Genomic DNA, 12356 nt, shown 5'->3' with positions numbered 1-12356 from the left:
CAAAATTGCTAAAAATTTTATCAAAAATAAAGCCTTTATCCTTAATTCTATAGCGTTTAAAATACTTACTCTGCGTTCATGGCAATCAGCTCTCTAGGTGCTGTATAACCATAACGGCCAGGGTTTTCCATAATTTGTTTCATGGAAATCAATTTGTAAACGTAACCAGCAGTTTCGCGGTTAAGCTTCATTTTGAAATAATCGTCTTCTTTTTGTTTCCTTATTTGCTTGCGCATGTGGTTATCGCCCACATTATACGCTGCTGCTACTAAAGTCCAGTTACCAAAAATGCTATACAACTCTTTAATGTATTTGCTGGCGGCAATGGTAGACTTGCGCAAGTTGTTACGTTCATCAACTTTAGCATTTACTTTTAAGCCATAACTACGCGCGGTACCTGGCATAAACTGCCAATAGCCAGCTGCGCCTTTAGGAGAAACGCCGCCACGTACACCTGATTCAACCAGGGGCATGTACTTAAAATCTTCAGGGATTCCGTATTGTTTAAGAATAGGTTCGATAACAGGGAACCATTCTGCCGCTTTTCTATGTAAGCGATTTGTTTGTTGTTTTGCATAGGAGAAATTGCGTAGCGATTTCTTCATTTTCTTCTCTACCCGGCGATCGTCCTGCGGTAAGGTTTCATCTGCAAAAGTCAACTGAGCCATTAACGAAACCGGCTCTTTTTCTTTCGGTGGGGTAATTGTAACGGGTACTATTTTCTCTTGTCTGACAAGAACTTTTTCTGCTTGGGGCAGATGGTAAGCAAACACTTTTGCCATAACCAATAATGTTAAAATTATCGTACATGTTATTACGTGTTTCTTTATCATTTTCCTCCTTTTTTTGGTTAATAATATAAAACGGCTGCAAAGATACGTTATATTTATCTAATTATCAACCTATTACAAAATATGGCTCCAAAATCGACGTTTAAGCATACCTCAGCCGCGATTTTAATTGACGCTAAAGCCGCTAAATTATCCATTTAAGAATACGTGAAATTTTTGCTAAATTTGCGGCCCGCATATTAATGCGGTTAATAGTGAATCATGATTAAAAATAACAACAGGAACAGTCGGGATGACAAGTCCAAACCGGGCAACAGAAGCAGAAGTGGAACAGATAGCACTTTCAAAGGAAAGAGCAAATTTGGCGAGAAGGACGAGAAAGACGGCTCAAAAGGCTACCAGGGTAAAAGTACTGGATCAAGAGACTTCAAACCAAGAGAAGAAGGTGCTTCAAGAGGTTACCAAGGCAAAAGCACTGGTTCAAGAGACTTCAAGCCTAGAGAAGAAGGTGCTTCAAGAGGCTACCAGGGCAAAAGCACTGGATCAAGAGATTTTAAACCCAGAGAAGAAGGAGAATCTAGAGGTTACCAGGGTAAAAGTTCTGGACCAAGAGACTTCAAACCAAGAGAAAGCAGAGAAGGTGGTGCCTCTAGAGGTTACCAGGGTAAAAGCAGCGAAGCCAGGGATTTTAAACCGAGAACACCAAGAACTGGTGATGGCGAAGCGCCTAAATCAAGAGGTTACATCAAAAAAGACAGTACTGCTGCAGGTGCAGAAAGACCTTTCAGAAAGTTTGATGATAAAAAAAGCACCAGCTCGAGAAGTACGGACAGCAGACCTTTCAGAAAAAGAGAAGAGGACGGCGACAGACCTACATTTAGCGCACGTGGCGATAAAAACACTGTTATTCGTAGCAGAAAACCAGCACCTCCAAAAGAGGATGATGGACTGATTCGCTTAAACCGTTACATTGCCAATTCAGGAATTTGTTCCCGCCGTAAAGCTGATGAGTTAATCGCTGCAGGTGTGGTGAGTGTAAACAACATCGTTATTTCTGAACTGGGTCATAAAGTAGATCCTGCAAAAGATAACATCCGCTATAACGGCGAATTGTTAAAACGCGAAAAGAGAATTTATGTGCTCTTAAATAAACCTAAAGATTATATTACCACTACAGACGATCCACAGGAAAGACGTACCGTGATGCAATTGGTTGAAAAAGCCAGCCGCGAACGTATTTACCCGGTAGGACGTTTGGATAGAAATACCACTGGTTTGTTATTGATGACAAACGATGGTGACCTTGCTGATAAATTATCGCATCCAAAAAACGGGATTACTAAAATTTACCATGTAGAATTAGATAAGAGTTTAAGCCAGGGAGATTTGAACAAGATCCAATATGGTTTAGAACTGGAAGATGGATTGATTAAACCAGACAGCGTATCATACGTTGCAGGTGGTAGTAAGAAAGAAGTTGGTATTCAGATTCATAGTGGCAAAAATAGAATTGTTCGTCGTATATTCGAACACCTGGGTTACGAAGTGGTAAAACTGGATCGTGTAGTTTATGGTAACCTGACCAAGAAAGATTTACCTCGTGGCAGATGGCGTTACCTGGAAGAACATGAATTGATACAAATCAAACATTTGATTCATTAAAATAATCACGTATGAAAAGGCTCCTCTCCCTCTTACCCGTTATGTTATTAAGTTTATCGATGCAAGCACAAACAGCAAATTACAATTTACTGATCGGAACTTATACCAATACTGGTAAAAGCGAGGGGATCTATACGTACCAGTTCAATAGTACCGATGGCACTACTGCGCTAAAAAGTGTAGCTAAGGACATCATAAACCCTAGTTACCTGGCCGTAAGTCCGGATAAAAAGAACGTTTACGCCGTTAGCGAAGCGGGCGCTTCAAGTGCCGTAACGGCTTTTGCATTTGACGCTGCGACTGGAAAACTGAATGTGCTGAACAAACAGGGAAGTCAGGGTGCAGATCCTTGTTACGTGACTGCCGACAAACACCATGTGATTATCGGGAATTATTCTGGCGGCAGCCTTGCTGTTTACGGACGTCTGGACGACGGCTCAATAAAAGAAGCTAAACAGGTAATACAACATACGGGTAAAAGTATTGACCCGGAGAAAAGACAGGAAAGTGCACATGTGCACCAGGTAATCTTTAGTCCGGATAAAAAACACCTCATCGTTAACGACCTGGGTGAAGATCATATTTATATCTATAATTACTCCCCTTTGGCAGAAAAACAGGTGCTCACCCTTAAAAACGTGATTAAAGTACCTGCAGCTAGTGGACCAAGACACTTAACGTTTTCACCGAATGGCAAGTTTGCCTACCTGGCTCATGAATTTATGGGTAAGATTACGGCCTTTGTTTATGCAAATGGTCAACTTAACCGCATTCAGGAGGTTGGAACCGTAGCAAGCGATTTTAAAGGAAGAATTGACGCCGCTGATATTCACGTATCACCGGATGGCAAATTCCTTTACCAAAGTAACCGCGGCGATATTAACGCCATATCGGTGTTTAACATTATGCCAACAGGCAGACTTTCTGTAGCCTCTACAACCAGTACCCTGGGTATAGGTCCGAGAAACTTCGCCATTGATCCTAGCGGTAAGTTTTTACTGGTGGCGAATCAAAGGACTGATGAAGTAGTGATCTTTAACAGAAACGACGTTACAGGGGCGCTAAGTGACGCTGGTCAAAGAATTAAAGTGGGTGCACCAGTTTGCCTGGTGTTTACCAGCATCAAATAAGCAAAAAAACATTTACGTAAAAGGGCAGTCAAATCAACGACTGCCCTTTTTGTTTAAACCAGAAATTATTATGAAAATTAAAGATCTTTCTTTTTAAATCTACGCAGCGATAAATAAACTGGCCAGACGGTCCAGATTAGTAAGCCAACAAATGAAAGTGTAATCCCTGTTCCGTTGTCAAAAAACTCACGGAATACAGCGCCTGTATAACCCATAAGCGCTGAAATATCCATTTGAAGTAATATTTGTATACGGCTAAGGTCAATAGGGTTTAAGAAGCTGAGGAATACCATAATCCTTTCCAGGGGATAATCCTGAAATTGAAATAAAAGGAACAGTACAATGGCATCAAAAATTAAGGAGAAGAATAACCATAATAAAATAGACAATCCTATGCCTTTTGCTTTATCGCGTGTCATACCCGCAGCAAACATGGCAATACTCACAAACACCACCGTCAGACAAAGCCCAGTGGCAATCATCATCATACCGGTACCATCTGCATGATAAAGTAAAATGGGTATGCCGGCACCAATAAAAAAGGCCAATGCCAGTGATGCCGACAGGCCTGCAAAAAGGCTCATCCAGATGGTCTTTCTTTTTACCGGCTGACTGACCAGCAATTCAATAAACTCCGCACTATTGTAGATGTAAATGGTGGAGAATATAATACAAATTAAAGGCACAATGATCAGGATGATATTTAACAGGCTTAGCAAGCCTTTCGCAGAATTATTTTCCAGGTTAAACACACTCATGGAAATCAGGAGCAGTAGAAAGGTATAGATTAATACTATTTTGTTCTGAACAATATCAACAATTACATATTTTAATATTTTATTCATGGTTTCTCCTGTTCATGATGTTAGAAATCGCTGCCGATAATTTTACCTCTCCGGTCTCTTCCTTCAATGCAGCAAGTGTTTGATGAAACACCAAAGATCCGTCCTGCATATAGGCTACCTGGGTGACCAGGTCATCAAGCTCACTTAATACATGAGAGGTGATGATTACCAGTTTACCATTTCTTTTTTCCTTTAATATTTTTTGCTTTAGAATTTCTGACGACAGTGGATCAAGTCCTGCTGTGGGTTCATCTAATATTAAAACCGCAGGGTTAAATAAAAAAGCCAGACTTGCGCTTACCTTTTGGGTGGTACCGCCAGAAAGGGTGCGCATCTTTTTATTCATCATATTGGCTAAGCCAAAACTTTCAATAAGCTGCTCATCCAAGTGTTCATTAGGGTTTTTACGCAGGTCTTTCATCATGTCAATCACATTGGCAATAGTCATGTTCTCCGGGTAACGTCCAATTTGAGGCATATAGCCAATCTGGTTGCGGTACAGCCATTTCCCCTGCGTATGCTCCCCATTAAAATGCAAGGCGCCGCTATCAGGCACCACCATGCCTAAAATAGATTTAATCAACGTTGTTTTACCACTTCCGTTTGGCCCAAGTAAGGCTATACATTCCCCTTTTAAAAAGGTAAGAGATACATTCGAAAGCGCCTTTAAACTCCCGAAATTTTTAACAATATTTTCTGCAATAATCATAGTTCAATCGCCCTCATCAACGGTTTATTATCTTTTAAACTTTCAGGTGTTATTCCTGGTAAAACTTTTTCACTTTTATCAAGTAGGGTAACAATCAAGCTTCTAAAAAGCATAAGTGCGGCGGGGTTGCTATCAATAATCATGGAGTACAAACTTACCGGACGATAAGGAATGTCGCCTGTACGATCCCGGTTAATATCATAACCTTCATATTTGTCCCAGTAGTTTTCATCAAAAGTGTTTAACACCAATGACCCATTGGTGCCAACATCAAAGGTATTACCTATAAAATTGTTCCTGTAGAAGGCGTTATCGTCACAACTTGCCTGAATTTTTACGCCCCATCCGTTATTAGAAAAGCTGTTATTCAGCAGATTAATACGGCTGCATCCCTCCATGTGCAAGGCCACCGTGTTTTTTATAAAATGATTTCCTGAAATTTCACTATCAGTAATATCCTTTAATAAAATGCCATAAGCAGCAGCCCCCCAGTTGTTAATAAATACATTGTTAAACATCCGGATATGTTTGGTGTACATCACAGCAACACCAGACTCATTTTCTTCGAAGATATTACCGATGTAAGTATCATTATGCGAGAACATGAAGTGAATACCATACCGTACATTTTTACTGCTGATATTCCTCCACACCAATGAATTGGTTACAAATTCAAAGTAGATGCCATCCCGGTGACCTTTAATCTTGTTGCCAATCACCAGCAAACTATCACTTTTCCAGCAACTGATGCCATTGCCGCTCTGCACCTCATTTTTGCCATAGGCCGTAATTTTATTATCTTTAACCGTACAGCTTTTACTGTTTTGCACATAGACCCCAAAATTGGAGTCATCTATAACATTGTTTATGGCTGTTACTTTATAACTATTTACAATGGAAATTGCCGCTAAATCACGGAGGTCTGATCTTCCACCATGCTGCAACCTAAATCCTTCTATCGATGCGTTTTGGGCGGATATAGTAATAATCTCATACTTATTCTGGCCATCCATTACCGGATAACCGATCCCCTTAAGTACAATAGATTTATGCATTTTGATATTTCCTTCTTTATAAATACCTGGATCTACCAATACCGTATCACCTGCTTTGGCAGCATTGATGGCACTTTGTATGGTTTTGTAGGTTCTGGATTTACCTACTTGGATAGTTTTTGCCTGAACAGCAGAAAAACAAAGGAAGAGCAGGAGGAAAGTAACAAAGGCGTAGTGATTACTCATTTTAAAATTCCTTCCATCGTCAGCTGTTCACCTGCGAACTTAGCGGTAGCGGCCTTTAATTGAGGCTCGCTGCTAAAAGCTGCTACATTACCTCCCATAGGAGAACGAAGCTGACTACTTTTAAGCAAGAAAATCTGTTCAGATGGGATTAAATCATGAGGTGCATTAAAATCTACCAGATAGACGTTTTTAATATCCTCGTTATTAATGGTATTGGATTCGTGAAAGCCGGTTAGGCAATGCGTATCATCAAACTTGTATACTTTACCTTTTTTAGTAATAATCTCCGCCCCAAACCTGTTATCAGCAATGCTCATTTTGCAAAAGCTACAGGCATCTTCACCAACTTTAATCTTTTGCGGTCCTGTAGTACAAGAGGATAATCCAAGCATGGCTAACAGGAAAACTGTGAAGTAGATACTAGCTAATTTTTTCATGTTTATTTTTTTTGTATTCAACGATTACACCACTTACCAATAGCAATCCTACGCCAATAAAAATCCATCCTCCCGTATCGGGAATTGAATAAGCACCAAAATTCAACAGTACTTTGTAACCAATTAATGGAGGCTGGTAAGCCATCCCTGGAACAACTATCGCCGCGTTTGGATCCAGGTTATGACCATAATTGTATTCCCACCTCCAGAAATCAACCATGGCAATTATGCCAAATATGATAAAGGAAATGAGCAGCACACGCAGCCATTTTTGTGATTTATATAGTACAGTTGCCACCAAAACACTCATTAAGGCAAAGGCCACAATAATATAAGGAAGTACAGTAAACTCTATAAAATCTTCTGTATGAAGGGTCTTCATCCCGATATAGTGATTTAGTCCATTGATAATATCGACGTTACCCGCTAATTTGTTAGGGTGCATCTTCATCACCAGCCCTTCCGGATATTGCGGTGCACTTAATTCGATGCGCCATAAGGGAACGAATAAAACAACAATAAGTAACAGGCCGCAGATCAGTGTGGTAACACGTGTAGAAAAGCTCAATCTTCGAGTGAGGTTATTTTCTTTCATGATGGTTGTATAAAAATTGAACGGAGCAACTAGCTCCGTTCAATTGTGAATGTTATTGGTTCAATAAAGAATCCGGAACATCGGAGTTTTTACCGAGACTAAAAGATATTGGCACATTAGACCCTTTTGGAGATACCCTTACGTAACCTGACATTTCCTGGTGCAAAGCACTACAGAAATCGGTGCAATAAATCGGATACATTCCAGCTTTGGTTGGTGTCCATTTCAAAGTACTGGTTTCCCCTGGCATAATTAATAATTCCGCATTTTTGGCGCCTTTAACAGCAAATCCATGTGGAACATCCCAATCCTGTTCTAAGTTAGTTACATGGAAGAAAACTTCATCACCTACCCTTACACCTTCAATATTATCTGGTGAAAAGTGGGAACGCATAGCGGTCATGTAGATATGAACTTTATTTCCTTCACGCACCACTTTCGAGTTCTTCTCTCCCATAGTCACGTATGGGTGTTTATTCTCCTCTATTTTGAAGAATTTCACCGAGTTTTTCACAATTTTATCTGCAGGAATAGATTGTGCATAATGGGGTTCACCAATTGTTGGATAATCCAAAAGCAGTTTCATCTTATCACCACTGATGTCAAACAACTGTGCTGATTGCGATAATTCTGGTCCTGTTGGAAGATACCTGTCTTTAGTGATCTTGTTATAGGCAGTCATGTACTTTCCATATGGTTTTTTAGTGTCACCACCTGGAATACTTAAATGGCCTGGTGAATAATATGTTGGATGTCTATCAAGTACTTTAAGATCTTTGATTGACCATTTTACAATTTCAGAAGAGATGAAGAATGTTGTATATGCATTTCCTCTTCCATCAAATTCAGTATGTAATGGACCTAATCCTGGTTTTTTAACTTCACCATATAATGCGGCTTCATATTTAATTACAGGGATACCACCATATTTTCCATCATAGTTTTTATCTGCAATAGCTTTCTTGATTTTAGAGAAAGAGAAAACCGGAATCAATGCAGCTAATTTTCCGCTACCAACAATATACTCACCTGAAGGATCGATATCAACACCATGTGGCGACTTAGGGCAAGGAATCATGTAAACGATATCAGGGAAATCTTTCACATCAATCACAGTTACTTCTGTCTCTATTTTTGATGTAGCTGTATGTGTACCTTCATTATATTTATTATGAGCATACTTTACCGCTTGTTTTCTACCTTTCCCTTGTTTTACATACTCTTCTGCTTTTTTCCAGTTTACAGCAAGAATATAATCCTTGTCGCGTTTAGAAGCATTTACTTCCAATAAAGTATGTGCTTGTTCTGAATTATAGGTGCTGAAGAAAAACCATCCTGAACTAGGTCCTTTACCACTATGGCTGAGGTCAAAGTTCATCCCTGGAAGCACCAGTTGGAAAGCAATTTTCATTTCACCATCTTTTGGAGCTACGCTGACGAAACTAATGGTTCCCTTAAAATTTTCTTTGTAGGTCTTAATAGGAACATCACCATTCTTGTCGTCCATAGGCACACTGAAACGTGTACCAGCAACTACATACTCCGTGTTCTCTGTAATAAACGGAGAAGAGTGATTTCCCGCACTGTTTGGGATCTCAATAATCTCTGCAGTCCTGAACGTTTTTAAATCGATACGTGCAATACGTGGGGTATTATTAGCATTTGCAAACAACCAGCGGCCATCTGTCTCCCCGTTGGTTTGCGACAAATCAAGGTGATGCTGGTCATCCCATGGAATCTCTCCATGTGACGTATTCAACATAGGTTTTGTTTCTTCACTGTAACCCCAACCTTTCTCCGGGTCAACAGAAAACACAGGAATTACACGTAACAGTCTTCCTGAAGGAATACCATATACACTCACCTGGCCACTGAAACCACCAGAAACAAAATTATAAAGTTCATCATACTTTCCTGGAGCAACGTATACCTTTGATGCTGCATCACCTGAAATGGCATCACCTGTGTTTTTTGGTTTACAACCTGAGAAACTCAACAGCAGAAAAGCTGCGAAAACTGGTACTATATATATATACTTTTTCATGATTTAATTATTTTACACCGTCGTTCTGACGCATGAATTCTAATATTGCTCTGGTATCTTCATCACTCAGGTTTTGGTTAGGCATACGTACCATACAAATTTCTAACATGGCCTGAACTTTAGGATCCTTATCAATCATCGCGTCTGTATTCGTCATAAAATTCATGATCCATTCAGGAGTATTACGTTTAGTGACATCTTTCCAGCCTGGTCCAACCAATTTTTCATCGGTTAATTTGTGGCAAGACAAACACTTTAAATCAGAAAGATTTTTTCCTTTTAAAGCCATGGCCTCATCAAGCTTGGGGTCTATTTTAACCTCAGTAAACTTACCTTCTCCCCGGTTTGGGTCATAGTCGGCCACTGCTGGCGCAGATGCAACTTCTTCCGAAGATTGATCGCCATCGCTAGTGGATTTGGGTGAATCACCCCCTGTACAAGCTGCTAAAAACAGCCCTATACAGCAAAAAACAAATAGTTTTTTCATAATAGTCATCATTAATTTATTAGTGTAATGTTAGGGTAATATTCAACCTTATAATATGATTCAAATCATAAATTCATAGTTTCTTAAGTGATAAGCATCATCATTTTTATGACTTATATTATATTAATTCGCATTAACTATTAATTATAATTATGGATGCTCAACGTTTCAATCAACTCAAATGGATAAGGTGGTCACTCCTCAACTTATTCGTAGTCGCTTTGCTCGGCATTGCGCTGAGGTATAAGATTAACTTTTCTTTCCCGCTGGTTGATCAGAAATACCTGCTGCATGGCCACTCCCATTTTGCCTTTACCGGATGGGTTACTTTGGCCCTGATGGCGCTGATGATTAAATACCTCGACAGGCAGCATGTGGATATTGACTTCAAGAAGTATAACTGGCTCCTGCTTGCAACAAACATTGTTGCTTACGGCATGTTATTTACCTTCATCTACCAGGGTTATGCCTTTTTATCAATCACCTTTTCTACCCTTTCCATACTGATATCTTATCTTTTTATTTATTGTTATTGGCTCGACCTCCGTCAAATCAAGGGAGAGCCCAGCACCGTTTTGTGGTTTAAAGCAGCTTTAATTCAATGGTTCCTGTCATCAATTGGCGTTTTTACCTTAGCTTACCTCATGGCTTCCGGAAACGTTGTTCAGGAATGGTATTTTGCTTCCATTTATTTCTTCCTTCACTTTCAATACAATGGCTGGTTTTTATTCGCCTGTTTTGGGTTGCTTTTTTCACTGTTGCCTGTAAACAGCAACCCACTAAGTGTAGCAACCAACAAAAAATTGTTCCTTATTTTGTTGATCACCGTTGTTCCAACCTATATATTATCTGTTCTTTGGTTAAAAATTCCCGACTACCTGTATTGGATTGGCGTGGTATCCGGAATCGTACAGCTCGCGGCTATCTTTTACCTGATTAAACTTTATCAATTCGCTAAACAGCATTTAACCACCCCCTTAGCAGCAAGCACTACTTATTTGTTAATACTGGCATGGCTTTCCTTTGTCTTAAAATTAGTTTTACAAACCCTGTCCATCGTTCCTTACCTGGGTCAATACGCCTTTAGTTTCCGGCCTATTGTGGTGGGCTACCTGCACCTGTGTTTTCTATGTATCATCTCCTTTTTTATTATCGGTTTCTTTAACCAGGTGCTGGAAAAACATGGAAGAAAACTAAACTCCACAGGTGTTTTTCTTTTCATCTTTGGAGTGTTGTTACAAGAGACCGTATTAATGATTCAAGGATTGTCAGCTTTTCAGGTTCATATATTACCCCATGCAGGTCTAATTTTATTCGGTGTGGCCATCATTATTGGTCTTAGCCTTGCCATCATCAATAGAAGCCTTGGAAAAAAAATAATCCACTAACGGGGATGCCAGTGGATTAAGTAATCAAATCAAAGGTATTAACTCACTAAAAGACGGTAATTTTTTTCTGCTAAAATGGCTTTAGGGAATAACACGTTATTTTCAAGATGTACATGTCTGTGCAAATCATCTTCATATTCTGCAAGTTTTTTGAAAAGTATGGTGTACGATGCACATGCACCCTCGGGCAACCTGAAGTTATCTGTTAACTCCCTGATGTGTGCTAAGGCTTCTCCCGCTTGCTCATGTTCAGCCTCCATCATTTGAATAGGCGCAGTTACATCTCCCAATGAATTTTCAGCAATCTTTCCTCCGTTTTTCTGCACGTTAGCCAGCTCTTTAATGAAAGGGAAAAGAACACGTTCTTCTTTCATAATGTGTAACATCAAGTCATCGGCTACACCAGTAAAGATCTCTGCTACCTGAATAAGTTCAAGGTGTTTATCGCCATGCACTTTTGCTACTTTAATGGCCAGTTCAGTAATGAATCCCGTATCGTCTTTGATATATTGATGGTGAGTATTCACAATAAAGTCTGCCAGAAAACTCATGTCCCATTTCAGGTAATCGTTTTCAGAAGCAGGGGCATCATCGCTAATGGCACCTAATGCCTCATTAACTTGCTCCGGATCTATTCCCTTAGTATTACACACTTCCGTAATGGTTTTCTTTCCTCCACAGCAGAAGTCTATACCAAAGTTTTTAAAAACTTGTGCCCGTCTGTAGTCTTTAGTCACCATTTCACCTATCGTTTCCTCTACCTGTCCACCAAGGTGTTTTGTAATTTTAACCTGCCATACTTCAGGCCCGTTTTCAAGGTATTCCCAGATAAAAGTCTGGCCACGTTCTGCCAGCATCTGGTAATACAAAGGTTTTGGATCATGGTCGTTATTGATAATAAATGCTGCTCCTGGCGTTAAGCCATCGAATTCTTCAAAAATTCTGGGATGTTTTAAACGAGGCTCAATTGCTGTTACGTTTAAGATGTTTATCGTTTCCATATCACTGTTTTTATGTGATTTTCACC

Annotated in this window: 12 protein-coding genes; 3 read left to right on the top strand and 9 right to left on the bottom strand. The window is 39.7% G+C overall.

Going from position 1 to position 12356, the window contains the following annotated elements; translation table 11 throughout:
* Window positions 1-65: 65 nt before the first annotated feature.
* The gene (locus IWX76_RS09595; RefSeq protein ID WP_442952252.1) at window positions 66-782 is read right to left on the bottom strand and encodes a lytic transglycosylase domain-containing protein; all 717 of its coding nucleotides are present in this window, start codon (window positions 780-782) and stop codon (window positions 66-68) included.
* A 270-nt stretch (window positions 783-1052) separates the two neighbouring features.
* Here IWX76_RS09595 and IWX76_RS09590 point away from each other — a divergent pair, with 270 nt between their 5' ends.
* A complete protein-coding gene (locus IWX76_RS09590; protein ID WP_196859677.1) occupies window positions 1053-2453 on the top strand; it encodes a pseudouridine synthase in 1401 nt (466 codons plus the stop codon).
* Between the two features lie 11 nt (window positions 2454-2464).
* Window positions 2465-3583 carry a lactonase family protein gene (locus IWX76_RS09585; RefSeq protein ID WP_196859676.1) on the top strand — a complete coding sequence of 373 codons (1119 nt, stop codon included), beginning with the start codon at window positions 2465-2467 and terminating at the stop codon, window positions 3581-3583.
* Window positions 3584-3660: 77 nt separating this feature from the next.
* Here the strand turns inward: IWX76_RS09585 and IWX76_RS09580 are convergent, their stop codons facing one another.
* Genes IWX76_RS09580 through IWX76_RS09550 form a run of 7 tightly spaced genes read right to left on the bottom strand, consistent with a single transcriptional unit; the run spans window position 3661 to window position 9941 of the window.
* Window positions 3661-4428 (bottom strand): ABC transporter permease subunit, encoded by a 768-nt coding sequence (locus tag IWX76_RS09580; protein ID WP_196859675.1) that lies wholly within the window; start codon window positions 4426-4428, stop codon window positions 3661-3663.
* Complete coding sequence (locus IWX76_RS09575; RefSeq protein WP_196859674.1) at window positions 4421-5137, bottom strand: ABC transporter ATP-binding protein; 717 nt, start codon at window positions 5135-5137, stop codon at window positions 4421-4423. Before IWX76_RS09575 ends, IWX76_RS09580 begins: the two co-directional genes overlap by 8 nt.
* Window positions 5134-6378: a nitrous oxide reductase family maturation protein NosD gene (nosD, locus tag IWX76_RS09570; protein ID WP_196859673.1), complete on the bottom strand. Its 1245-nt coding sequence runs from the start codon at window positions 6376-6378 to the stop codon at window positions 5134-5136. Before nosD ends, IWX76_RS09575 begins: the two co-directional genes overlap by 4 nt.
* Window positions 6375-6815, bottom strand: coding sequence for a nitrous oxide reductase accessory protein NosL (locus IWX76_RS09565; RefSeq protein ID WP_196859672.1), 441 nt, complete (start codon window positions 6813-6815; stop codon window positions 6375-6377). The genes nosD and IWX76_RS09565 overlap by 4 nt, the downstream gene beginning before the upstream one ends.
* Window positions 6799-7410, bottom strand: coding sequence for a hypothetical protein (locus tag IWX76_RS09560; protein ID WP_196859671.1), 612 nt, complete (start codon window positions 7408-7410; stop codon window positions 6799-6801). Before IWX76_RS09560 ends, IWX76_RS09565 begins: the two co-directional genes overlap by 17 nt.
* A gap of 52 nt (window positions 7411-7462) precedes the next feature.
* Entirely contained in the window at window positions 7463-9454 is a 1992-nt protein-coding gene (gene nosZ / locus IWX76_RS09555) for a Sec-dependent nitrous-oxide reductase (protein ID WP_196859670.1), read from the bottom strand.
* 7 nt (window positions 9455-9461) lie between these two features.
* Complete coding sequence (locus tag IWX76_RS09550; protein ID WP_196859669.1) at window positions 9462-9941, bottom strand: c-type cytochrome; 480 nt, start codon at window positions 9939-9941, stop codon at window positions 9462-9464.
* Window positions 9942-10093: 152 nt separating this feature from the next.
* Here IWX76_RS09550 and IWX76_RS09545 point away from each other — a divergent pair, with 152 nt between their 5' ends.
* Entirely contained in the window at window positions 10094-11329 is a 1236-nt protein-coding gene (locus tag IWX76_RS09545; RefSeq protein ID WP_196859668.1) for a hypothetical protein, read from the top strand.
* Window positions 11330-11367: 38 nt separating this feature from the next.
* On the opposite strand, the gene ric is transcribed toward IWX76_RS09545, so the two are convergent.
* The gene (gene ric, locus IWX76_RS09540; RefSeq protein ID WP_196859667.1) at window positions 11368-12330 is read right to left on the bottom strand and encodes an iron-sulfur cluster repair di-iron protein; all 963 of its coding nucleotides are present in this window, start codon (window positions 12328-12330) and stop codon (window positions 11368-11370) included.
* Window positions 12331-12356 lie beyond the last annotated feature (26 nt).

Origin of the sequence: Pedobacter sp. CAN_A7 (genome assembly GCF_015752175.1) — a bacterium.
In the GTDB taxonomy this organism is placed as follows: Bacteria; Bacteroidota; Bacteroidia; order Sphingobacteriales; family Sphingobacteriaceae; genus Pedobacter.
The sequence above is the reverse complement of the archived record's forward strand: the minus strand, read 5'-3'. Positions and strand labels throughout refer to the sequence as shown.